Source organism: Anaerococcus kampingae (genome assembly GCF_046365475.1).
In the GTDB taxonomy this organism is placed as follows: domain Bacteria; phylum Bacillota; class Clostridia; order Tissierellales; family Peptoniphilaceae; genus Anaerococcus; species Anaerococcus kampingae.
Genome location: NZ_JBGMEF010000019.1, coordinates 20,187 through 42,474 on the forward strand (window position 1 = coordinate 20,187; position 22,288 = coordinate 42,474).

Consider the following 22,288-nt stretch of genomic DNA (forward strand, 5'->3'; position numbering starts at 1 on the left):
CTATTAAATGATACTATGATTTTTATCTTTTGTCAAATTATTTTTCCTAAGAAATCTTTAGCCCTATCTGTTTTTGGATTTGCAAAGAAGTCCTTTGGGTCCTTACTTTCTTCGATAATTTTTCCTGCATCCATAAAGATTAGCCTGTTTGATACTTCTCTTGCAAAGGCCATTTCGTGGGTTACTACAAGCATTGTCATGGCATCATTTGCAAGATCTGCCATTAGATTTAGGACTTCTCCTACCATTTCTGGATCGAGGGCGCTGGTTGGTTCATCAAAGAGCATGATTTTTGGATTCATCATGAGAGCTCTTATTATTGCTATCCTTTGCTTCTGACCACCTGAAAGCTCATCTGGATAGGAGTCTTTCTTATCTGATAGACCGATTCTTTCTAGGAGCTCTTTTGCCTTTAATTGGGCTTGCTCCTTATCTAGCTTGCCCCTTAGGACTGGAGCTAGGGTTAGGTTGTCTATTATTGTCAAGTGAGAAAAGAGGTTGAAATTTTGAAATACCATACCTATTTCTTCTCTAAGACTATTTATATTTATATCTTTTACATTTTCTCCTAAAAATAATATCTCGCCGCTATCTATCTCTTCTAGGAGGTTTAGGCTTCTTAAGAAGGTTGATTTTCCTGAGCCTGAAGGGCCAATTATTGATATTACATCACCCTTATTGACTTTTAAGTCTATTCCTTTTAGAACTTCGTTGTTTGCAAAGGACTTGTGGAGATTTTTAACTTCTAACATGTTTTACCTTCCTTTCCATGGCTTTGAAGGCTTGCTCTATTAGAATTACTATAATTAGATAGATTAGGGCTGCCGCAAGGTAAGGGACACTGGCCTTAAAGGTTTTGGATATTATTATTGATGCCCCACGAGTTAGGTCTGCTAGGCCTATGAATCCTGATATTGATGTCTCCTTTAGGAGGGTTATTACTTCGTTGCCTAGGGCTGGGAGGGCATTTCTTAAGGCTTGGGGAAGGCTTATCTTAAAAAGTGCTTGGCTATATGATAAGCCAAGGCTTCTTGCTGCTTCTACTTCTCCTTTAGCCACTGAATTTAGTCCGCTTCTTATAACTTCAGACATATAAGCTGCTGAGTTTAAGGTGAAGGTTGCTATGGCAATGATTACCAGGTTATCAAGTCCTACTAGGATTACGTTAAACATAATTAGTAGTTGGATGGTTGATGGAGTCCCCCTTATTATTGTTATAAATAGGCCTGCTAGTTTATCAAGAAGATTAAGGGCAAAGCCTTTTGGATTGTCCCATTTTGGATTGAGGTCTAGCTTGGACTTTTTGATTATAGCAAGGATTAGGCCTAGGATGAAGGATAATATCAGGGATACTATACTCACTAGAAGGGTTATTTTAAGCCCTTCTAGCAGGTAAACATATAGGTTATCATCTAAGAGATTTGTCTTAATTAAGTCAAACATTAGGGCCTACTTATATTTTTTGACAATTTCTTCGATTGTGCCATCGTCTTGTAGTTCTTTGATAGCTTTATTTATTATCTCTTTTGCTTCATCTTCTTCCTTACCAATAGCAAAGGCATAGTCTTCAGATTCGTAGTCAGCTTCCATTATTTCTAGGTCATCGTTGGCAGCTAGGAATTTTTCTGCTGAAGTTTTGTCCATTAAGATTGCATCGACTTTTCCATTTTGAAGGGCAAGAACTGCATCAGGATATTTGGCAAAGGCGGATACTTTATCAAATTCTTCTTCAGCTATCTCATTTCCTACTGTACCAAGTTGGCTACCAATTGTTTTATCTTTTAGGTCATCTTTTGATTTGATTCCGCTATCTTTCTTTATTAAGAATATTTGAGTACTAGATGCGTAAGTATCTGTAAAGTTAACATTTTCAAGCCTTTTTGGATCTACAGTCATACCAGCAGCACCTATATCGGCCCTGCCCGAACCAATTGATGCTATGATGTTGTTAAAGTCCATATCTTTAATTTCTACGTCAACTTTTAATTTTTCACCAATAGCCTTTACAATTTCTGGGTCGATACCAACAATATCTTCGCCCTCATAAAATTCATATGGGGCAAAGTCTGCACTAGTTGCTACAGTTAATTTTCCATCTGCAAGGATACCTGGTAATTTATCTGCGCTTTCTGCCTCCTTAGCATCCTTAGTATTATTATTTGATCCACATCCTGTCATTAGTCCTGCTAATAGGACACCGATTAATAGTTTTTTCATTATAAATTCCTTTCTTTTTTGGGCATAAAAAAAGCTCCTCCCTATAGGGACGAGTTTACCGTGTTGCCACCCAATTTTTCTTATTTCTCACAAAATAAGACTTAATAAGTACTATCATACCTTATGCTGTAAGGGGCACACCCCTAAGGCCCTACTCTTATTTCAGGTCTTAAGCTCAAAGACTCTCTTCATCTTACCCTTACCTGTCTTCTTCCACTGTACAAGACTCGCTAGAGGATTTATGTAAGATTACTCTTCCTATCATCGCTTGTTATGCTTTATTATATACCCTTTATTTTTCATGTCAAGCTATTTAGATAAAGTATAGAAAAAATAATCATAAAGGATATAATAATTTTGAGGTATATATGATTAAAAAATGTTTTGCAAAAGTGAATTTAAGCCTTGATATTCTAAAGAAGAGAGCCGATGGCTATCACGATATAGATACAATCATGGCAAGGATTAGCTTATATGATAAGTTAGAAATTAAAAAGACATGGACAGGTGAATTGGAGTACCAGTCTAATATAGATTTAGGTCATTTGACAGATAATTTGATCTACAAGGCTTACAAAAAATTAGCTCCTTTAGCTTATGAGAAGGGAGAAGACCTAGGAGTAGCTATCAAACTTAAGAAAAATATTCCCCTTGCAGCAGGCCTTGCGGGAGGGTCTACAGATTGTGCTGAAACAATCAAGGCCTTAAATGAGCTCTGGGACCTGGGTCTTTCAAAAAAAGAAATGGCTGAGATTGGAAAAACCCTAGGGGCTGATATTCCATTTTTCTTTGAAGATAGCCTGGTAAGGGCTGAGGGAATTGGCGAGATAATAACACCTTTCACCAATAAAGTTAAGATGAAACTCCTCCTTATAAATGATGGGACAGAAATCGCATCATCTTATGTCTATAGGAGGACAAAAACCTATGGTCATATCGATAATGAGGCAATCATTGTAGGTTTAGAAAAGGGTAAGTCTGAGATAATCGATAGTTTTGAAAATGTGATGGAGGAAGTAGTCCTCAGAGATTTTCCTCACTTAAATACTATCAAAGAAAATATTTTGGCCAACGGAGCTTCTAGGGCCCTTGTTTCAGGTTCTGGAGCTACGGTGTTTGGGATTTTCTTTGACGATGAGACTCTTGATAAGGCCTATGAGAATCTCAAAGATGCCTATGACTTTGTAGAAAAGGTGGACCTTATAGATGACTAATATAGGCGTGTTTGATTCAGGACTAGGTGGAATTGCTGTTTTAAATGAGCTAGCTAAGAAAAATGACGCCAATTTCTATTATCTAGGGGATAACCTAAGAGTCCCTTACGGCAATAGGCCAAAAGAAGAAATTAAAAAATTTGCTATAGAGCTTGTCACATTTTTAGAAAGATTTGATATAGACTTCTATATAATTGCTTGCAATACAATCTCAGTTACTTGCAAGGATTACCTTATAGAGCATTTCAAAAAGAAATTTATTGCCATTACAGATATGGCTGTTGAGGCAAGCCTTGAATATGAGGGAGATTACCTAGCCCTTGCCACCAAGGCCACAATATCAAGTCATTATATAAAAAATAAGATAGAGGCAAAAAAAGATGCCACAGTCTATGAAATGGCAGCTCTTAAGCTTGTAGATTTAATCGAAGAGGGATATCTTGAGGGACCTGACCTTGATGAGGCACTTAGAGAATATTTATATCCTGCCAATGACAAGGCTCTTGAAAATATAATTCTAGGATGCACTCATTACCCGCTGATTAAAGACCAAATACAAAAAAATCTCACTTGCCAGGCAAATATCATAGATCCTGCAATTTATTTAGCAGATAAATTAGACCTAAGATCTGGCGAAAAAGGGGTAAATATATTTATGACAAAGAAATCAGCCAAGACAGAAAGACTGATTGACCAAATAATGGAAGTTGATTACAAATTAAATTACCTAGGAGATATCAAATGATTTATGCAATAATGGATATTGGTTCAAATACCGTAAGGCTATCAGTTTATAAGGAAAAAGATGGCGAAGCTATTAATCTATTTTCAGAAAAAGAGCAAGTTTCTCTAAAATCTTTCGTTAAAAAGGGCAGGCTTACAGAAAAGGGCATTTCAAGACTCTTACACACTTTAGGGAAATTTAAGGCAGTTGTGGATAATTTTGATGATATTGATGGTGTTTATCCTTTCGCCACAGCTACTGTAAGGGATGTGGCAAATAGGGCAGATGTCTTAAATCTGATCAAGGATAAGCTGGACCTAGATGTAGAAATACTTTCAGGCGAAGAAGAGGCTAAGCTTGCCTTTGTAGGTGCGGCTATTTCAACAGAAGTAGCAGAGGGTGTACTTACAGATATAGGTGGCGGTTCTTCAGAAATTGTCCTAATTGATCAAGGAAAGGTTATAAAATCAGTTTCCTTGTCAATTGGCTCTTTATCAGCCTTTAATGACTATGTCGATGGCTTATTTGCAGACAAATCTGATAAGAAAGAAATTGAAAAACGCATTGATCAGCTTCTTGAAGATAGCCTTATGTATGCAGAAGATCAAAAAATTCTTGCAGCAGTAGGTGGATCTGCTAGGGCTAGCTTAAAATTCTACAAGGAATATTATAAGCTTGATGATAGCGTTAGAAGCATGGATGCAAGCGAATTTAATAAGATGCTTAAGGAAATCTTAAAGGCAGATGACAGGTCTAAGCTAGATATGATTCTTGCTGTCAAACCTGATAGGGTTCACACTCTCTTGCCAGGAATGATAATTTTAAATAAAATTTGTAAATTTTTCTCAATCGATACAATAAATGTTAGCCAAACAGGTGTTAGGGAAGGGTATGTCTATAGCAAACTTTTAGGAAGGAAATAGCTATGACAGATATAAGCTTTACGCAAAATAGGGAGTTATCTTGGCTTGAATTTAACAAAAGAGTCATAGATGAAGCAAGGGATAAAAATGTGCCCCTACTTGAAAGGTTTAAGTTTTTATCCATATATGACAGTAACTTGGAAGAATTTTTTATGGTAAGGGTAGGATCTCTCACAGACCTATCTCACCTTAAAAAAGAACCTGTAGATGGCAAGTCAAAGATGACGGCCAGCCAGCAGATTGATGCGATTTTAGCAAAACTTGTACCAATGTATGAACAAAAGGATGATATCTACGAAGACCTTGTTTATGACTTGGCTGAAGAAGGGATAAAAATATCAAGAGTAAAAGATTTATCAGAAAGAGAGAAGAGTAGTTGTCAGATTTATTTTGATTCAAAAATCGAACCTATTCTTTCCTTTCAGATAATAGATAGGGTCCACCCAATGCCAAGACTCGCAAACTTAAGCCTTTCGGTAGTGTTTGATCTAGAAAAAAAGAAGGTCAAAAGTCAAAACCCAAAGGAAACAGTCGGAATAATTTACGTACCTGATAGGCTAGATAGGTTTGTTAGAATATCTGAATCAAATTATGTTTTTATCGAAGAGATAATCAAAGAATTTGGAAAAGAAGTCTTCGAAGGATACAAATGCCACAATTCCTATGTTATAAGCCTAACCCGCAATACCGATATAAGTTTTGATGATGATGATTACGATGTTGATATGGATTTTAGGTCCTATATGAAGGGAAAACTTAAAAAAAGAAAGAGGCTAGAACCAGTTAGGTTAGAGGTTGACAAGGACTTAAGTCTTCTAGATATAGATTTTTTATGCAAAAGCTTCGCTTTAGACAAAAAATCAATCTTCACATCAAGAACACCTATGCAATTAGGCTTTATCTATGATTTTATAAGTGCCCTTCCAGAAGATTTTCAAAAAGAACATTCATTTGAAGAATTTAGCCCACAAGCATCAGCCATGGTCGATCCTCAAAGGCCAATGATAGAACAAATTCTAGAAAAGGACCTAATTTTATCATATCCTTATGAGTCAATGGATCCTATGATAAGACTTTTAGAAGAGGCAGCAGAAGATCCAAGCGTTGATTCCATAAAGATAACCTTATATAGGATAGCCAAGGATTCAAAGATTGCAGCAGCTCTAATAAAGGCAGCAGAGGCAGGCAAGGAAGTCATCGCCCTAATGGAATTAAGGGCAAGATTTGATGAGAACAATAATATCTTGTGGTCATCAAGGCTAGAAGAGGCTGGTTGTAAGATTGTTTATGGCTTTGACCACTACAAGTGCCATTCAAAAGTATGTCTAATAACCAGGTATGAAAATGAAGAAATATCCTTTATTTCACAAATAGCTACAGGAAATTACAACGAAAAAACAGCCAAACTCTACACAGATTTTTCCTTCATGACAAGTGATATGGTAATTGGCCAAGATTGCAAAGATCTTTTTGATAATATCCTAATAGGAAATCTCGAAGGTACTTATAAAAAGCTCTTGGTTGCCCCAAAATCAATGCAAGTAGGACTATATGATCTAATAGATGATCAGATAGATAAGGCTCAAAGGGGAGAAGAAGCCTATATAAGGTTAAAAATGAATTCCATTTCTGATAGGGTTTTAATTAATAGGCTGGCAAGGGCATCTCAAGCAGGAGTTAAAATAGAAATGATGGTAAGGGGCATAACTTGCATCCTGCCAGGAATTGAAGGTAAAACTGACAATCTTGAAATTTACCAAGTAGTGGGAAGATTTCTAGAACATCATAGAATCTACCAATTTGGCAAGACTAATCCAAAAATTTATATATCATCAGCTGATTTTATGACAAGAAATATTAGAAATAGGATGGAAGTAGCAGTTCCAATAGAAGATTGTAGGATAAAGAAATATATATTAGACTTCACCGATCTAATGTTTTCTGATGATGTAAAGATGAGAAAAATGGATAGGTCAGGTTTTTATAAAAAGGTAGACAATATTAAAAATATTAATGCTCAAGAAGTTCTTATGATAAAATCCATTGAAGCTTCTAAAAATGTAAAAAATAAAAATCAATCAGACAATAATATAAATATAAATAAAAAGATTGATAAAAAATTGCAAGAGAAAAATATGAAAAACAGAAGCTTTTTAAGCTATATCGTATCAATTTTTAAGAAATAGTCAAAATAAAACTAAAAAATGTAAAAATCCGACAAATAAGTCGGATTTTTCTTATAAAACATCAAAAAATCCACATTTTGCCCTAGGTTTTTTTTCCAAAAGATGTTATAATGAATATAGCAAATGGTAAAACAGCGCTAAAGCTATGAATTGAAATATATTTATAATTATGCAAAATTTTACTTATCCAAAAGACTCACAAAAATATTGAAATAAATAGAGGATTGAAAATGTCAAACAAAGGAATAAGAGAGCTTAAGAGACGCAAAAGACGCGAAGCAAGAAAGAAAAGAAAAAGGGCGATTTTGCTTGGGGTAGGTGCACTACTTACAATCACCACCATCAAATTTGCCATACCTGAAAAAGATACCTACCAAATCAAAAGGCCAAGTGAATACAGAATGGCTTCAGGTGATCTTGTCAGAGCAACTAACGAAGATAAGAAAACGCAAGAACGTGATGTTCATGTAGCCACAGAGATTGGTTTTAAAGATACAGATATAGCAGATGAGCTAAAAATAGAAGATAGCTCATACCAAGATCAATTAATTGAATATGTCAAATGCATGCAAACCCAATATGCCTACCAATTTCCTAATGATTATTCAAAAACAGATAAATTCATTAAGGAAGGCGCATATTTAGGTTTTTATGGCTGTGAAAATGGCTTTGCCAAGGTAAAGATAGATGACACCTATTATTATGTAAATAAGTATGGACTTGCAAGGCTAGGTAAAAATGAACAGATAAAGGTTGTAAATGGCTTAGCTTATGTAAGTGAAGCCTACCCACTATCAGCTAATTTTGATCCAGGGGTAGATAAGACAGCCAGACGTGCTTTTGAGACAATGCGTCAAGATATGGCAAGGGAAAACCTAGACCTAAGGATAGCATCTGATTATAGAGGCTATGATCTTGAGCAAAAGATGTTTGAAGCAGGTGAGGTAGATGCCTCAAAACCTGGAACAAGTGAGCACCAACTAGGTGTGGCCTTCGATTTTTTTACCGAAGGCAGCAAATATAACGATAAATTTGAAGCGACAGCTCAATACAAGTGGCTAGCAGAAAATGCCTATAAATACGGCTTTATCGAGAGATATCCAAAAGGCAAAGAAAACATAACCCACCACAAGGCCCAACCATGGCACTTTAGATTTGTGGGTGTTGAAAATGCCAAAGAGATCTATGATAACAAGCTAACCCTTGAAGAATTCTTAAAAATTAACTAGGAGGAAATATGAAAGCAATCAATACAGAGAAAGCACCAGCAGCAGTAGGAGCATACGTACAAGCAATAGCAACAGATAATTTAATATTCACATCAGGCCAACTCCCATTAGATCCAGCAACAGGAGAACTTGAAAGTGATATCAAAAAGGCTACAAAAAGAGCTCTAGAAAATATCAAAGCTATAGTAGAAGAAGCAGGTTCATCAGTTGATAAAATAATAAAATGCAATGTATTTTTAGATAAAATCGAAGACTTCGCAGCCTTTAATGAAGTATACGAAGAATTCTTCGGTGACCACAAACCAGCAAGAAGCGCCCTAGAAGTAGCAAACATACCAAAAGGAGCAGTAATAGAAATCGAAGCTATAGCATTGTCCTAACGAGCACGAAGTTCGAGTTATGGAAATACTTATGCAGAGGTATGAACTTGTCCTCTTTTTCTGAAAGAAAATGAGCAGAAAGTTCCACCGATGCTATAGCCTTGTCCTAATTTGTCCTGAAGGAAAATTATGGAAAGACTTATGTAGAGGCATGAACTTATCTTTATTTTCTGAAATAAAATAATCAGAAAGTTCTGCCGATACTATAGCCTTGTCCTAGCGAGCACGAAGTGTGAGTTATGGAAAGACTTATGTGGAGGCATAAACTTGTCTTTATTTTCTGAAAGAAAATAAATAGAAAGTTCTGCCGACACTATAGCTTTAATTAAAAAAAGTTTTTGGCAAAAAGCAGTTGGTTGTGCCCAATTTTGAGCATATATTCTTAGAATTTGCGGATACATTTCAATAATTTTGTCAAAGCAATTTGAGTTTAAAAATACTTATAAAACGAGATTTTTAGCTTTTTTGATAATAAAATCATTTTATGATTTGTTTTATGATTCATTAAATAAATTGTTTAAAAATTCTCATTATATAAAAATCAAATCTAAGAAAAAACAAAGTTGACCCATCCGGGTCATTTTTGTTTTTGTGGAAATTGAAAATAGAGTTAGGGGAGATAGAGATGGATCAGGATTGTGGATTTAGAAAAGGTAATAAGCGGTTTAGGTATAGGGCGGCTGCCATTATAGTTGAAGAAGATTGCCTTTTGTTTGCGGGAAATGAAGTAGAGGACTATTACTATTCCGTTGGTGGCGGAGTACATCTGGGGGAAAGTTCTGAAGAAGCTGTAAAAAGAGAAGTATTCGAAGAAACAGGAATTAATTATGAAGTGGATTATTTGGCTATAATCCATGAGAATTTCTTTGTAGGAAGTTCTAATTTAGAAGGCGTCGATTGCCATGAGATTTGCTTTTATTACATGATGAAGCCTAAGGGCAATAAGAATCTTAAGAGTAATAGCTACACCATGGAGGGGCTTAAAGAATCTATGCACTGGATTCCAATTGATGAACTTGATAACTATAAAGCATATCCATCTTTTATTAAAGAATATCTTAAGTCAGATCATTGCGGCTTAGAACATATAATTACAGATGAGAGATCCTAAGATTTTTTGCCAATTTCTTAAGATATCCTCTTTATTTAGAAAAACTTTTCATTAATAAAAAAATTGATAAACTAAAAACTTATTTATAAGGAAAGTTTCGATTTTCATTGACAAAAAAATCATTTTATACTAACATAGGTATAGACAAGGGAGTTCTTTAAAGATCTGAGAGGAAGTTAATCTTCGACCTTAGCTGATTTGGATAATGCCAACGTAGCTAGTCGCAATCTTTTTTATGAGTTGATTCTTATCATGAATTTTTTTGAAACAGTCTTTGTGCTGTTTCTTTTTTTATTTCACTTTTATCTTTGATTAAACTTTCTTGTGAAGATCGTTTAGCGGTAGATCGGGCAGACCACTTTCTATCGCTTAAGAAAAGATGCTTACAAAGAAAGGTTGTAATTTAAAAAGAGATGAGCATTTACCACTTTAAATAATGCAGTGGAGGCGCTGGAATCTAAGTTTTTAGTTGACTTAGGTTTTTATAGGCTAAGTGGAGGATATAATTGTAGCAAGAATTTATCGCTATTTTTAATACCTTGCACCAAATTTCAAAGATATAGGAGGAGAATTTGTCGAGTCTATAGAAAAAATTAGCCAATATATAAAAATTAGACCCAAACTCCTCAAAAGGAGAGTAAAATGAAAGAAAAAAACAAAACTTATATCATGATAACTTTATCCATGTTTGTAACAATTGGAGTAGTAATTTCACCCATCCTCAGATTTGAAGGCTTTGCGCCAACGGCTCACTTTGTAAATATAGTTTGTTCAGTCTTTATGGGACCTTGGTATAGCCTTGCAAATGCAATCCTCACTGCCTTTATCAGGATGACTTTTTTAAGTATTCCACCACTTGCAGTGACTGGCCAAGTATTTGGGGCTGTCCTTTCTGGAATTTTATATAGAAAGACCAAGGGCTCAATAATAGCAGCAGTCATAGGTGAAATAATAGGAACAGGAATAATCGGGGCAATAATATCAGCACCTGTAATGACCCTATTTTTGGGAAATAAAAACATTGCCTTATTCTACTATATTCCAAGCTTTTTTATAGCAACTCTCTTAGGAGGCTCAGTAGCTTTTATCTTCTTAAAGACCCTCCAAGGTTCAAATATGCTGATAAAGATACAAAATTCTTTAGGAATCCAAGCTTATGAAAAATCTAAAAGACCTAGTAAAAATTAGGGCAGAGATAAGAAAAAAAGAACCCCTAATCCATGCCATTACCAATCCCATAGCCATAAATATGGTTGCAAATTCAATCTTATTTGTGGGTGCTAAGCCAATTTGCGCTGAGCATCCACAAGAGATGGAAGATATAACCCCAAAGGCAGATGCCCTATCAATAAATTTGGGCAATATCAATCAATCAAGGATGGAAGCTATGGATAGGGCCTCTTTTTTTGCAAGTAAGAAGGGGCTACCTATAATAATAGACCTGGTAGGAATTGGGGCAAGTAGGTTAAGACTTAACGTTGCTAAAAATTTGCTTGATAAATATAAATTTTCTTTACTCAAGGGTAATGCCTCAGAAATTATAGCCCTAGCCAAGGGAGCTTCTTCTGCCAAGGGAGTCGATGTTGGTAAAGATGATGAGGATAAGAGCCTAGAATATGTGATAAAAACCTGCCAAGACTTAAGTAAGAAATACCAGGCGGCAGTTCTTCTTACTGGTAAGATTGATATTTTAGTCAAAGACAATAAATATTACCTAATAGAAAATGGTTGTCCAGAACTATCTAATATAACTGCAACAGGCTGCATGCTTACAGGCTTAATTTCAGCCTTTATAGCGGTGACCGATGTCATAAATGCAAGCCTACTTGCTATGCTAATTATGGAAATCGGTGCAGAAATGTCGGATAAAGATAAGCCTTACAGCTTTTTTGTAGATCTTATGGATAAGATTGGGACAATAAGTGATGAAATTATAATTGATCATGCAAAAATCAAGGAGGGAGAAATTTGAAAAAATTATATCTGGTGACAAATTCTGATAAATACACAGAAGAAGAATTTCTTAGAAGAATAGAGGAGGCCCTTAGGGGAGGAGTGGATATCCTCCAACTTAGGGAAAAGGAAAAAACTGATGGGGAAATACTTGACCTTGGCAAAAAGGTTAAAGCTCTTTGTGATAAGTATAAGGTCCCTATGCTAATAGATGATAAGCCACATTTAGCCTGGGCACTGGCTTGTGGGGTCCATGTGGGATACGATGATATGCCAGTTGGACTTTGTAGGAAGCTCTTAGGTCCTGATGCCTTAATAGGAGCAACAGCTAAGTCGGTAGAAAAGGCCAAAGAGGCAGAGGAAGCTGGTGCTGATTATTTGGGAGTGGGGGCGATTTTTGAAACCAAAACCCATGTCAAAACCAGAAGGACCTCTGTAGAAACCCTAAAAGAAATCAAGGAAAAAGTAGCTATAGATGTCTATGCTATAGGCGGCCTTAATTTTGACAATGTAGATGTGTTAGAAGGTTCTGCTGTCGATGGGATTTGTGTCGTAAGGGCTATAATGGATGCAGAAAATGTTTATGAAGAGACAAAGAAATTAAAGGGAAAAATAGAAGAAATTTTATAATAAGAACCCCAGGGCCAATCATTTTTTAGGATAGACCTGGGGTTTTGTTAATAAGAAAATATATTAAATTTCTGTATTTTTGATATCTTCAGCTATAACCTTAGCAAGTTCTTTAAGTTCTGCTATTTGTGGTTCTTTTACTGCTGAATTTATTTTTACATCTTCGCCGATGTATTTACATTTAGCCGGTTCTAAGATTTCTTTTGAAATCTCAAGGGATTTTCCGCCCCATGACCAGTTGTTTAAGAAAGAAACTGTTCTATTTTTATAGCCTGTACCTACAAGCTCTCTTAGGAAGGCATCCATTTTGTAATAAAGACCAGCATTGTAGTTGATTGGTGCAAATACTTGGTGGCTGAATCTATGGCAATCTGCTATTGGATATGATGGGTCCCAATCACTTACATCATATAAAACTATGTCTTCTACACCAAGCTTAGCTAGCTCTGCGGCAAGGATATCACTTGCTTGTTCTGTATCTCCATACATTGATGAGAATACTATAGCAACACCCTTATCTTCTGGAATAAATCCTGCCCAACGGCTGTATTTTTCAAGGATAAATTCGATTGATTCCTTATCCTTATAAACAGGTCCGTGTAGTGGAAGGATAGTGTTGATTGGAAGTCCTTCAACCTTTTTAAATAGGTTTTGAACCATCTTTCCTTGTTTACCAACTATATTTATATAGTAACGTCTAGCTTGTTCTAGCCAGTCACCCTTGTGGATAACCTTGCTAGCTTCGATATTACCAGCTATAGCATTGAAAGCACCAAAGGCATCTGCTGAGAAGAAGAGTCCTTCGTTTGTTTCATAGGTCATAAATACTTCTGGCCAGTGAACCATTGGAGCAAAGACAAATTTAAGATTTCTCTTACCAATATTTAGCTCATCGCCATCTTTGATTTCATAATACCTATCTTTGAAATTATCATTATAGAATTGTTCGTATAATTTAAATGTTTTTGCATTACCAACAAATTTACAATTTGGGTATTCCTTTAGGACAAAGTCTATGTTTCTACAGTGGTCAGGTTCCATGTGGCTTATAACTATATAATCAAGATCTTCACCATCAAGGGCTGCCTTGATATTTTCTAGATATTGTCTAGTAAAGGCTCCCTCAACAGAATCCATTAGAACATTTTTCTCATCCTTGATTACAAAAGAGTTATATGAAACTCCATTTGGAACTTCAAACATATTCTCAAATCTTGCAATTCTGCGGTCATTTACTCCGACCCAGAATATATTATCAAGTACCTCTATTATATTGTACATACGCACTCCTTTATTATTATTTCAACTTAACTATACCAGTTTTTTGAGAAATAGAAACATTTTCTTGACAATAAATGAACAATTGCAAATAATTATCATTTTTATGTTTGGATTGATAAAATATGGGTATCATTTTATTAGGATATAAAAGTTACAACACTTTATACAATATAATTTATCTAATAAAAATAAAAGGAGAGTATATGTCATTTAATTTACCAAGAGATTTAGAAGAATTTAGAAAAGTCGTTAGGGCTTTTGCTGAGGAAAAGGTTAAACCTATAGCCTTCCACTTAGACCAGACTAAAGAATTCCCTGCAGAAATTGTAAAGGAAATGGGTCAAATGGGCCTTATGGGAATACCTTTCGATGAAAAATACGGTGGAGCAGGCTTAACTAACGAACACTATTCTATAGCAGTCGAAGAACTATCAAGAGTAGATGGTGGCGTAGGTGTAATTTGTTCAGCTCATACCTCACTAGGTACATGGGGAATCAATGAATTTGGTACTGAAGAACAAAAAGAAAAATATCTAAGACCTCTTGTAGATGGAACTTATATCGGTGGTTTCGGTCTTACAGAAGACAATGCTGGTTCAGACTCAGCAGGAACAGAAACAACTGCAGTAGATAAGGGAGATTACTACCTATTAAATGGTAAGAAAATCTTTATAACAAACGCACCAGAAGCCCAAACCTATCTAGTAACAGCAGTTACTGAACCAGGCAAGGGTAATCACGGTATATCAATGTTTATAGTTGATAAGGACTTTGAAGGCTTTACCTTCTCAGAACCATACGACAAACTAGGTATTAGATCATCAATTACAGCTGAGCTTCACTTTAAAGATGTAAAAGTTCCAAAAGAAAACCTACTTGGTGAACTAAACAAGGGCTTTAAATACGCAATGATGATCCTTGATGGTGGTAGAATTGGTATAGCAAGTCAAGCCCTAGGTATAGCTCAAGGTGCTTATGAATCAGCTCTAGAATACTCAATGAATAGAATTCAATTTGGTAAGGCAGTAGGTCATTTCCAATACAACTCTTTCACCTTAGCACAAATGGCTACAGAGCTTAAGGCAGCTAGACTATTAGTTTATGATGCAGCTAAGAAGAAAGATGCTCACGTAAAAGGCTATGGTAAGGATGCTGCAATGGCTAAACTTTACGCATCAGACCTTGCTGAAAAACTTACATCTAAAGCCCTACAACTATATGGTGGTTCAGGCTTTATCAAGGGTGTAGATGTAGAAAGACACTACAGAGATGCTAAGATTACTCAAATTTATGAAGGAACAAATGAAATCATGAAACTTGTAATCTCAGGCTACATCCTACCAAAAGATAAGACAGCTAAAAAGGTTGAAAAACCAGTAGCTCAAGAAGCAGAAAAGAAACAAGAAATCTTCACAGGAGATCCAAAAGAAGCAGCTAAGAAATTAGTAGCAGCTCTTGTAGCTGATGGTTATAAACTAAAGGCTGAACCAGTAGATCTAGAAGGTTCAGTTGAAGAAGCTGACAGAGTAGTAGCTATAGGTATGGGTATTGGTGAAGAAGGCAACGTAGAAATTGCTAAGAAGCTTGCAAATCTAACAGGTTCAGTTCTAAGCGGATCAAGACCAATAGCAGAAGTTAAAAAATATATACCACTTAGACAATATATCGGACTTTCTGGTAGGAAATTTAAGGGAGACCTATATATAGGAATCGGTATATCTGGAGCAATGCAACACTTAAAGGGAGTAGAAGAAGCTAAAACTGTTGTAGTAATAAACAATGATGAATCAGCTAAGTTCTTCAAACACGCTAAATACGGTATAGTTGGTGACTTCCACAAGGTTGTTCCTGCCCTAATCGAAGAAATAGAAAAACTATAAAAATTTTAAGATGGGCCCTCCGGGGTCCTCTTTTTTTGTCCATAAGGGGTAAAATAAGATTAGGTGATAAAATGAAAAGAAAAATAAAAATTACGGCTAAAAATTTCCCAGTAGCTCTTGGAAATGTAAAAGCCAATCTTAAAAAAATAAAAGAAATAATTAAGAATTGTGAAGAAGAGAAAGTAAATATTCTATGTTTGCCAGAGCTTTGCCTAACAGGGGCAAGCCTTTACGACTCATATTTAGAAGGCGACCTTCTAGAGGCGGCTGAGAACGGCCTAAGGGACTTAGTTGAATTTAGTAAGAACTTTGATTTGGCCTTTACTATCGGTCTACCAATTAAGACAAAATTTGGTATTTACAATGCGGTAGCCCTAATTAAGGGTGGAGACCTACTTGGACTTGTGACTAAGTCTGAACTTAAAAATTATGAAAAAGCCATATTTTCTGATAAGCCTCAAGGCACCTTTAAGGCCTTTGATTATGAACTAGATTACGAACCTTTTGTAAACTTTGTATCAGGCCTTAAAATAGGAATATCTGTAGGTGAAGATGACAATGCATCCTACCCAAAAGCCTTTGACCTCAAAAAGATGGGAGCTGATATTATTCTGAACCCATCAGCTTTTACTAGAACAATTAGCTCTGATGATGATCTTAGAAAGGATATAGAGTATTTATCAAAAGACCTTATTTATGTTAACGCCTCATCAGGCCCTGGTGAGTCTTCAACAGATTTTGTCTATAGTGGAACAAAAATTCTAGCCAAAGACGGTGAAATTTTAGAGGGTGATACAGGAATATTTCTCATGAACATTCAGGAAATAGAATATGAGCCAAACTTCCATAATTTTACAGAAGAGAAGATTGATGTAGAAAAATTTCCATACCTACCTAAGGAAGAATTTTCTTATGAATTTATGAAGGAAGCCCTAGAAATAGGAGCCCTTAGCCTAATAAAAAGACTTGAGGCAATAGGTGCTGACAGGGTATTTCTAGGCCTATCAGGCGGCATTGATTCGACCATGGCCCTTCTTTTTATAAATAAGGCCTATGAATTGGCTGGCCTTGATAAGGATAAAATAGGCCTTTACACCATGCCAGCCTTCGGAACAAGCGATAGGACCAAGTCAAATGCTTATAAACTTGCAAAAAGCCTTGGCCTTGACCTAAAAGAAATAAATATTAGCAAGTCTGTAAGTGCGCACCTTGCTGATATTGGCCACAATGGAATAACAGCAGACACAGCCTATGAAAATGCCCAGGCCAGGATGCGCACTCAAGTCCTCTTTAACCTAGCCAATATGTATGGGGGTCTTGTAATAGGGACTGGAGACTTATCTGAGTGTATGCAGGGCTTTGCCACCTACAATGGCGACCACATGTCAAATTATTCCTTAAATGCTAGCCTAATGAAAACTGAGCTTAGGTATATAATTAAATCCTATGCCCACTTTACAGATAATAAGGACCTAGCAGAAGTCCTAACTGATATTTTAGCAACCCCAGTATCTCCAGAGCTTAAGAGCGAGGATAAGGGAGAAATCAGCCAAAAAACAGAAGAAATCATAGGGCCTTACGAGCTATTAGATTTCTTTATTTACGAGCATCTAACCTACCACAAAAAGGCTAAGGAAATCTTAGCTGATGCAATAATTGCTTTTGCTGATAAATATGATGAAAAAACTATCAAAAAATGGTTGATATCATATTTTAAACGCTTTACAGCAAGCCAATTTAAAAGGTCATGTGCAGTAGATGGGCCAAATATCACAGGCAGGTCCTTTTCAGCAAGAGCAGGCTTTAGGATAGCCTCAGATATGTCTTACAAGATGTATTTGGAGGATTTAGCAGATGAAAACTAAAAATAAGGTGATTTTGGCAAGCCTTGCTTTGGCAGCAGGGCTTGGCCTAAAATATAACCACGACCAGTGCTTTGTAGCCAGGGAAAAGATAGAAACTTTTTATTCTGATAAGGTCGATTCAGATATAAAAATAACCCATATATCAGATTTCCATTCAAATGTCCTTTCAAATTTAGATGAGGTCCTAGGAAATATAAAAAAATTTGACCCAGACCTTATATTTTTAACCGGGGATATGATAGATTATCCTACAGATAACAAAATTAAAAGAACTATGTATTTTATTAACAAGCTAGATGAGCTTGGCATAAAAACATACTTTGTAAGCGGAAATCACGAAGAGGCAAGCCAAGATTCAGAAAAATTCTACGCCCAAATCCAGGATTTAGGCATAAGATTTTTGCAAAATGATGGAGAAAAGATTAAAATAAGAGATAATGACCTATATATTTATGGGACAAGTTATTTTGGGGCAAATTTAGATGCCTTTGATCCAAATAATGATTCCCTAAACCTAGTCTTATCTCATTTTTCAAAGAAAATCAGGGATAATTACGACCCAAGAATTGACTTTATATTTTCAGGTCACACCCACGGAGGCCAGGTAAGAGCACCTTTTATAGGAGCACTAGTTGCGCCAGGTGAGGGTTATTTTCCAAAATACGATAGAGGAGAATTCAAATATGGCTCATCCACAATCTATATAGAAAGCGGCCTAGGCAACACCTTCTTGCCACTTAGGTTTCTAAACCCAATCTCCTACACAAACATCACAATCAAGCGTCCTTAGTTTAATGGCAAAATAGGGGTGTCCGAAGCCCAAGATCAGGGTTCGATTCCCTGAGGGCGTGCCAAAGAAAAAGAACTGCACAAAATAACCGAATCCCCAAATCAGCAATACGGATGGGATAGGTCAATTGATGCAGTTCTTTTATTTTGCTGGCCTAAAACCAGCTTTTTTAGCTTCTTCTTCGCTATCAAAAATTATAGCGTTTTTATCTTTTGTGTTTTTATAGCCATGGCTTCCCTCTAGGTGGTAGAGGCCTGAGTTTTTGTTAGCTTTTACTTTTTTCTTGGCATTTTTCTTTCCATCAGACCAGATTCCTATAGCCTTATCCTTGGCTTGATCTTCTAGGGCTTCTAGCTGGTCTTGGTATTTGGTATCTGGCTTATAAAAGTTAGAAAAGGCAAGTCCTTCCTTAACCAGGATTCCATTTAAAGTTTTTTTGCCAATATCATCTGTGTTGGGGTTTACTACTGGCTTTTCTAGCCAGATATAACGCAAAAGTCTGTCGTACTTATCCCTGTCTGATATATCTTTTTCTAGGTAAATTTCCCTATCTTTTAGAGCTTTTTCTGTAAAATCTTTGGCCTCTGGCCCCATAAATTCATCTGGATGGTCTCTATTTGCAATCTCGGGTGTATTAATTCCAACAAAGCGGACTTTTTCTATATTTCCGTTTATATTTACCCTGATTGTATCACCATCGATAATTTGAATGACCTGGGCTTTGACATAGGGGCTTTGATTTTCTTCAACCTTGCTAGGTTGATTTTCTAAATCACAAGAACTAAGACTAAGCGCAAGGCAAAGGTATATTAATATCTTCCTAAGCATTTATCTTGGCCTGGCAGTCTGGGCAAATACCATAAAATTCGAAATTATGGCCTTCGATAATAAAGCCAGTTTCTCTTTCGATTTGGCCTTCAAGCTCATGAATTGGGCAATTTTCTATTGTAAATTTCTTATGGCAATGGCTGCAAGTTATAAAATGCTTGTGATTTTCCTTCTTTATTTGGTAATAATTTATTCCGTCAAGATCGCTTGTCTTAAAAAGAAGATTGCTCTCTTCTAAGATATTTAAGTTTCTGTAGATGGTAGAAAGGTCAATTGCAAGTTCATCTTTTATTCCGTCATAGATATTTTGGCTAGAAACAGGGCTATCAGCCTCTAAAATATATTCAAGTATTATCCTCCTAGCCTTGGTAATTCTTAGGTTTTTGTCTTTTAAGAGTTCGTTAAGTTTCATATTATCACTCCTTAGGATATTATTATACTTTTTATTTGACAGAGGGGTAATTTATTATATAATACTTAATGCAAATAACTTGCATAAAGGAGAATTATATGAAAAATAAAAATATATTAATGTTAATGGCCCTAAGCTTAGCCTTCACAGCTTGTGGTAATCAATCACCAAAAGAAGCAGATACTAAGACTCAGGTAGAAGAGCCTCAAAAAACAGATAAGGAAGTAGCAAGCGATGAAATTTATGGATCTTTTTATCCAATCTATAATCTAGCTAAACAAATAGCTGGAGATAAATTCAACGTAAAAGCTTTCAACTCCCTTACAAGCGAATCTCACGGCTGGGAGCCATCTGCTAAGGATATGGCAGAATTATCTGAAGCTAAATTATTATTTATAAATGGTGCTGGCATGGAAGAATGGAAAGATTCTGTAGAAGAAAGTCTCGATATAGAAATGGTAGATACTTCAAAAGATTTAGACCTAATCAAGGCAAGTGAAGAAGACCACGACCATGACCATGACCACGAAGATGCAGACCACGATCACGACCATGAAGAAGGCGAAGAAGGTCACCATCACCACCATCATGGAGAATTTGACCCACACACCTGGCTATCTCCAGTAAATGTCAAAGCCCAAGCTAAGGTAATAGCTGATAAATTATCAGAAATTGACCCAGCAAATAAGGATTATTACCAAGAAAATTACGAAAAAATCGCAGCAGACCTTGATGGAATAATCGAAGAATACACAGACAAATTCTCTAAAGTAGAAAATAAGAAATTTATAGTTCCTCACCAAGCTTTCGGCTATATAGCAAGAGACTTTGGCCTAGAACAAATTCCGCTTGCAAGCCTAACATCAACAGATGATCCAGATGCTAAGGCTATGAAGGAAGTTACAGACCTAGCTAAGGCAAATAAGCTAAACACAGTATTTTATGAAGCAGGCGGTTCAGATAAAGCAGCAAAGACCATAGCTGATGAAATCGGCGCAAAAGTAGCTCCACTTAACACTATGGAATTTGCAAGCAAAGAAGAACTAGATAAGGAAGTTAAAATCCAAGATATAATCAAAGAAAACCTTGAAAATATCTACAAATCTCTAGCATAATTCTATATTAAAAGCATAATATATACATGAAGCTTATAGAAATAGAAAATCTGAAATTTGGATATAATGAAAATTTAATATTAAAAGATGTAAATTTAAGTCTTGAAAAGGGTGACTTTGCCGTAATTTCTGGAGAAAATGGATCAGGCAAGTCAACCCTCATCAAGCTAATCCTAGGTGGACTTAAAAAGGATGAGGGGTCCATAAGGCTTTTTGGTATAGACATAGAAGATTTTAAAAATTATGACAAGCTTGGCTATGTCCCACAGGTCAATGATTCTATAAAAATAGCCTTTCCTGTCACCTGCAGGGAATATGTAAGCCTAAACCTCTACAAGGATTTTAACATCTTCAAAAAAATCAAAAAACCTAACAAGGAAGATGTAGAAAATATCTTTACCAGCCTAAATATCAAAAACCTAATAGATAGGCCCTTCAACAAACTATCAGGCGGACAAGCCCAAAGAGTAATGATAGCAAGGGCCCTAGTAGCAAACCCTGACCTTTTAGTCTTAGATGAACCAACAGTAGGTATTGACCAAAAGTCCAAAGACGACTTCCTAAAACTCTTAGTCCACCTAAACACCAATCACGGGATTTCAATTTTAATGATAACCCACGAGATGGAAATTTTAGGCGACTATGTGGATAAGATATTTAGATTAAGGGAGGGAGTCATATGTTAAACTATGATTTTATGAGAAGGGCCCTAGGGGTAGGAATAATGCTTGCCCTAATCATTCCCATGATAGGTATGGTCATGATAAATAGAAAGACATCCATGATAGGAGATGCCCTTTCCCACTCATCGCTTGCAGGTATAGCTATGGGATTAATTATGTCAATAAATCCCATGTGGACATCCCTTATAATCTGTATAATATCAGCCTTTGCAATAGAATTAATCAGGAAAAAATTTAAAGAATTTGGCGACATGGCCACAGCCATCATAATGAGCCTAGGCATAGGCCTTGCGGCAATCCTTTCAGACTTTGCCCCAGGAGGCAAATCCTTTGAATCATACCTATTTGGCTCAATAACAACAGTATCATCTAGTGATTTGATCATGGTTAGTATAATATTTGTCCTAGTAAGCCTAGCATCCTTCTACCTCTACAATGCCCTGCTTTATATATCAATCAACCCCCTAATGGCAAGGCTAGCAGGAGTAAGGGTGGCACTTATTAATTCAATATTTACAGCCCTAACAGCCCTAACAATTGCAATTTCAGCAAAGATAGTAGGAGCCTTGATGATCACATCCTTAATGGTAATACCGGTAGCAAATGCACTGATAATAGCCAAATCCTACAAGCAAACCTACATCATATCCCTAATATTTTCCCTAATATTCATGGTCTTAGGAATTACCATATCCTACTACGGCGGCCTAAAACCAGGCGGAACCATAGTAGTACTCGCCATAATCTCATTAATGATTACAGGCCTAATAAAGTTAATAAGCGACAAGTTAAAGAAAAAGATCTCTAAATAAAAAGGGGTCTTTTTTGTGTCCTCATATGTTATAATATTAATATATAAAGAAAGGA

22 protein-coding genes, 1 tRNA gene and 1 other annotated feature are annotated in these 22,288 nt (G+C 36.0%); of the genes, 17 read left to right on the plus strand and 6 right to left on the minus strand.

The features are described 5' to 3' along the window. Positions 1 to 32: 32 nt before the first annotated feature. The 3 genes from ACCQ42_RS05625 to ACCQ42_RS05635 are packed head-to-tail and all read right to left on the minus strand — an operon-like array spanning position 33 to position 2,217. A complete protein-coding gene (locus tag ACCQ42_RS05625) occupies positions 33 to 752 on the minus strand; it encodes an amino acid ABC transporter ATP-binding protein (RefSeq protein ID WP_410035604.1) in 720 nt (239 codons plus the stop codon). Continuing rightward, positions 739 to 1,443, minus strand: coding sequence for an amino acid ABC transporter permease (locus tag ACCQ42_RS05630; RefSeq protein ID WP_410035605.1), 705 nt, complete (start codon positions 1,441 to 1,443; stop codon positions 739 to 741). Before ACCQ42_RS05630 ends, ACCQ42_RS05625 begins: the two co-directional genes overlap by 14 nt. 6 nt (positions 1,444 to 1,449) lie before the next feature. Then, a complete protein-coding gene (locus ACCQ42_RS05635; protein ID WP_106459881.1) occupies positions 1,450 to 2,217 on the minus strand; it encodes a transporter substrate-binding domain-containing protein in 768 nt (255 codons plus the stop codon). A gap of 42 nt (positions 2,218 to 2,259) precedes the next feature. After that, positions 2,260 to 2,491, minus strand: a binding site (T-box leader). 94 nt (positions 2,492 to 2,585) lie between these two features. Between ACCQ42_RS05635 and ispE the strand changes: the two genes are divergently transcribed. From ispE to thiE, 10 genes are all read left to right on the plus strand, one after another. Then, positions 2,586 to 3,431: a 4-(cytidine 5'-diphospho)-2-C-methyl-D-erythritol kinase gene (ispE, locus tag ACCQ42_RS05640; RefSeq protein ID WP_410035606.1), complete on the plus strand. Its 846-nt coding sequence runs from the start codon at positions 2,586 to 2,588 to the stop codon at positions 3,429 to 3,431. Further along, entirely contained in the window at positions 3,424 to 4,176 is a 753-nt protein-coding gene (murI, locus tag ACCQ42_RS05645) for a glutamate racemase (RefSeq protein ID WP_410035607.1), read from the plus strand. The genes ispE and murI overlap by 8 nt, the downstream gene beginning before the upstream one ends. Next, positions 4,173 to 5,078, plus strand: coding sequence for a Ppx/GppA phosphatase family protein (locus ACCQ42_RS05650; RefSeq protein WP_106459884.1), 906 nt, complete (start codon positions 4,173 to 4,175; stop codon positions 5,076 to 5,078). Before murI ends, ACCQ42_RS05650 begins: the two co-directional genes overlap by 4 nt. Before the next feature lie 2 nt (positions 5,079 to 5,080). After that, positions 5,081 to 7,264, plus strand: a complete 2,184-nt coding sequence (gene ppk1 / locus ACCQ42_RS05655) for a polyphosphate kinase 1 (protein WP_410035608.1) — start codon at positions 5,081 to 5,083, stop codon at positions 7,262 to 7,264. A 230-nt stretch (positions 7,265 to 7,494) separates the two neighbouring features. Continuing rightward, a complete protein-coding gene (locus ACCQ42_RS05660) occupies positions 7,495 to 8,493 on the plus strand; it encodes a M15 family metallopeptidase (RefSeq protein ID WP_410035609.1) in 999 nt (332 codons plus the stop codon). A gap of 8 nt (positions 8,494 to 8,501) precedes the next feature. Beyond that, on the plus strand, positions 8,502 to 8,873 hold the full coding sequence (locus tag ACCQ42_RS05665) for a RidA family protein (protein WP_106459887.1): 372 nt from the start codon (positions 8,502 to 8,504) through the stop codon (positions 8,871 to 8,873). A gap of 625 nt (positions 8,874 to 9,498) precedes the next feature. After that, positions 9,499 to 9,984 (plus strand): NUDIX hydrolase, encoded by a 486-nt coding sequence (locus tag ACCQ42_RS05670; RefSeq protein WP_106459888.1) that lies wholly within the window; start codon positions 9,499 to 9,501, stop codon positions 9,982 to 9,984. A 642-nt stretch (positions 9,985 to 10,626) separates the two neighbouring features. Further along, positions 10,627 to 11,172 (plus strand): energy coupling factor transporter S component ThiW, encoded by a 546-nt coding sequence (gene thiW / locus ACCQ42_RS05675; protein ID WP_106459889.1) that lies wholly within the window; start codon positions 10,627 to 10,629, stop codon positions 11,170 to 11,172. Then, entirely contained in the window at positions 11,141 to 11,956 is an 816-nt protein-coding gene (gene thiM, locus ACCQ42_RS05680) for a hydroxyethylthiazole kinase (protein ID WP_410035610.1), read from the plus strand. Before thiW ends, thiM begins: the two co-directional genes overlap by 32 nt. Further along, positions 11,953 to 12,567 carry a thiamine phosphate synthase gene (thiE, locus tag ACCQ42_RS05685; protein ID WP_410035611.1) on the plus strand — a complete coding sequence of 205 codons (615 nt, stop codon included), beginning with the start codon at positions 11,953 to 11,955 and terminating at the stop codon, positions 12,565 to 12,567. The genes thiM and thiE overlap by 4 nt, the downstream gene beginning before the upstream one ends. Before the next feature lie 63 nt (positions 12,568 to 12,630). On the opposite strand, the gene ACCQ42_RS05690 is transcribed toward thiE, so the two are convergent. Then, positions 12,631 to 13,848 (minus strand): FprA family A-type flavoprotein, encoded by a 1,218-nt coding sequence (locus ACCQ42_RS05690; protein ID WP_265212971.1) that lies wholly within the window; start codon positions 13,846 to 13,848, stop codon positions 12,631 to 12,633. Positions 13,849 to 14,051: 203 nt separating this feature from the next. Here ACCQ42_RS05690 and ACCQ42_RS05695 point away from each other — a divergent pair, with 203 nt between their 5' ends. The 4 genes from ACCQ42_RS05695 (at position 14,052) to ACCQ42_RS05710 (ending at position 18,447) form a co-directional block, all read left to right on the plus strand. Then, a complete protein-coding gene (locus tag ACCQ42_RS05695; RefSeq protein WP_265212972.1) occupies positions 14,052 to 15,728 on the plus strand; it encodes an acyl-CoA dehydrogenase family protein in 1,677 nt (558 codons plus the stop codon). 71 nt (positions 15,729 to 15,799) lie between these two features. Then, positions 15,800 to 17,593, plus strand: coding sequence for an NAD(+) synthase (gene nadE / locus ACCQ42_RS05700; RefSeq protein ID WP_410035612.1), 1,794 nt, complete (start codon positions 15,800 to 15,802; stop codon positions 17,591 to 17,593). Further along, positions 17,583 to 18,383, plus strand: a complete 801-nt coding sequence (locus ACCQ42_RS05705; protein WP_410035613.1) for a metallophosphoesterase — start codon at positions 17,583 to 17,585, stop codon at positions 18,381 to 18,383. The genes nadE and ACCQ42_RS05705 overlap by 11 nt, the downstream gene beginning before the upstream one ends. After that, a tRNA-Arg gene (locus tag ACCQ42_RS05710) sits at positions 18,374 to 18,447 on the plus strand. The genes ACCQ42_RS05705 and ACCQ42_RS05710 overlap by 10 nt, the downstream gene beginning before the upstream one ends. 77 nt (positions 18,448 to 18,524) lie before the next feature. Here ACCQ42_RS05710 and ACCQ42_RS05715 read toward each other — a convergent pair. Together ACCQ42_RS05715 and ACCQ42_RS05720 are read right to left on the minus strand one after the other, a co-directional pair. Continuing rightward, the gene (locus ACCQ42_RS05715) at positions 18,525 to 19,211 is read right to left on the minus strand and encodes a thermonuclease family protein (RefSeq protein WP_410035614.1); all 687 of its coding nucleotides are present in this window, start codon (positions 19,209 to 19,211) and stop codon (positions 18,525 to 18,527) included. Beyond that, complete coding sequence (locus tag ACCQ42_RS05720; protein ID WP_265212979.1) at positions 19,204 to 19,623, minus strand: Fur family transcriptional regulator; 420 nt, start codon at positions 19,621 to 19,623, stop codon at positions 19,204 to 19,206. Before ACCQ42_RS05720 ends, ACCQ42_RS05715 begins: the two co-directional genes overlap by 8 nt. 98 nt (positions 19,624 to 19,721) lie before the next feature. On the opposite strand from ACCQ42_RS05720, the gene ACCQ42_RS05725 reads away from it, so the two are divergent. The 3 genes from ACCQ42_RS05725 to ACCQ42_RS05735 are packed head-to-tail and all read left to right on the plus strand — an operon-like array spanning position 19,722 to position 22,233. After that, positions 19,722 to 20,738, plus strand: coding sequence for a metal ABC transporter solute-binding protein, Zn/Mn family (locus tag ACCQ42_RS05725; protein WP_410035616.1), 1,017 nt, complete (start codon positions 19,722 to 19,724; stop codon positions 20,736 to 20,738). A gap of 26 nt (positions 20,739 to 20,764) precedes the next feature. Next, the gene (locus ACCQ42_RS05730) at positions 20,765 to 21,424 is read left to right on the plus strand and encodes a metal ABC transporter ATP-binding protein (protein ID WP_410035617.1); all 660 of its coding nucleotides are present in this window, start codon (positions 20,765 to 20,767) and stop codon (positions 21,422 to 21,424) included. Then, positions 21,418 to 22,233 carry a metal ABC transporter permease gene (locus ACCQ42_RS05735; RefSeq protein WP_265237555.1) on the plus strand — a complete coding sequence of 272 codons (816 nt, stop codon included), beginning with the start codon at positions 21,418 to 21,420 and terminating at the stop codon, positions 22,231 to 22,233. The genes ACCQ42_RS05730 and ACCQ42_RS05735 overlap by 7 nt, the downstream gene beginning before the upstream one ends. The last annotated feature ends 55 nt before the right edge of the window (positions 22,234 to 22,288 follow it).

Excerpts from the sequence above, each read along its gene's own strand:
- ACCQ42_RS05625 (WP_410035604.1), bottom strand. The coding sequence starts at position 752 with ATGTTAGAAGTTAAAAATCTCCACAAGTCCTTTGCAAACAACGAAGTT.
- ACCQ42_RS05630 (WP_410035605.1), bottom strand. The coding sequence starts at position 1,443 with ATGTTTGACTTAATTAAGACAAATCTCTTAGATGATAACCTATATGTT.
- ACCQ42_RS05635 (WP_106459881.1), bottom strand. The coding sequence starts at position 2,217 with ATGAAAAAACTATTAATCGGTGTCCTATTAGCAGGACTAATGACAGGA.
- ispE (WP_410035606.1), top strand. The coding sequence starts at position 2,586 with ATGATTAAAAAATGTTTTGCAAAAGTGAATTTAAGCCTTGATATTCTA.
- murI (WP_410035607.1), top strand. The coding sequence starts at position 3,424 with ATGACTAATATAGGCGTGTTTGATTCAGGACTAGGTGGAATTGCTGTT.
- ACCQ42_RS05650 (WP_106459884.1), top strand. The coding sequence starts at position 4,173 with ATGATTTATGCAATAATGGATATTGGTTCAAATACCGTAAGGCTATCA.
- ppk1 (WP_410035608.1), top strand. The coding sequence starts at position 5,081 with ATGACAGATATAAGCTTTACGCAAAATAGGGAGTTATCTTGGCTTGAA.
- ACCQ42_RS05660 (WP_410035609.1), top strand. The coding sequence starts at position 7,495 with ATGTCAAACAAAGGAATAAGAGAGCTTAAGAGACGCAAAAGACGCGAA.
- ACCQ42_RS05665 (WP_106459887.1), top strand. The coding sequence starts at position 8,502 with ATGAAAGCAATCAATACAGAGAAAGCACCAGCAGCAGTAGGAGCATAC.
- ACCQ42_RS05670 (WP_106459888.1), top strand. The coding sequence starts at position 9,499 with ATGGATCAGGATTGTGGATTTAGAAAAGGTAATAAGCGGTTTAGGTAT.
- thiW (WP_106459889.1), top strand. The coding sequence starts at position 10,627 with ATGAAAGAAAAAAACAAAACTTATATCATGATAACTTTATCCATGTTT.
- thiM (WP_410035610.1), top strand. The coding sequence starts at position 11,141 with ATGAAAAATCTAAAAGACCTAGTAAAAATTAGGGCAGAGATAAGAAAA.
- ACCQ42_RS05690 (WP_265212971.1), bottom strand. The coding sequence starts at position 13,848 with ATGTACAATATAATAGAGGTACTTGATAATATATTCTGGGTCGGAGTA.
- ACCQ42_RS05695 (WP_265212972.1), top strand. The coding sequence starts at position 14,052 with ATGTCATTTAATTTACCAAGAGATTTAGAAGAATTTAGAAAAGTCGTT.
- nadE (WP_410035612.1), top strand. The coding sequence starts at position 15,800 with ATGAAAAGAAAAATAAAAATTACGGCTAAAAATTTCCCAGTAGCTCTT.
- ACCQ42_RS05705 (WP_410035613.1), top strand. The coding sequence starts at position 17,583 with ATGAAAACTAAAAATAAGGTGATTTTGGCAAGCCTTGCTTTGGCAGCA.
- ACCQ42_RS05715 (WP_410035614.1), bottom strand. The coding sequence starts at position 19,211 with ATGCTTAGGAAGATATTAATATACCTTTGCCTTGCGCTTAGTCTTAGT.
- ACCQ42_RS05720 (WP_265212979.1), bottom strand. The coding sequence starts at position 19,623 with ATGAAACTTAACGAACTCTTAAAAGACAAAAACCTAAGAATTACCAAG.
- ACCQ42_RS05725 (WP_410035616.1), top strand. The coding sequence starts at position 19,722 with ATGAAAAATAAAAATATATTAATGTTAATGGCCCTAAGCTTAGCCTTC.
- ACCQ42_RS05730 (WP_410035617.1), top strand. The coding sequence starts at position 20,765 with ATGAAGCTTATAGAAATAGAAAATCTGAAATTTGGATATAATGAAAAT.
- ACCQ42_RS05735 (WP_265237555.1), top strand. The coding sequence starts at position 21,418 with ATGTTAAACTATGATTTTATGAGAAGGGCCCTAGGGGTAGGAATAATG.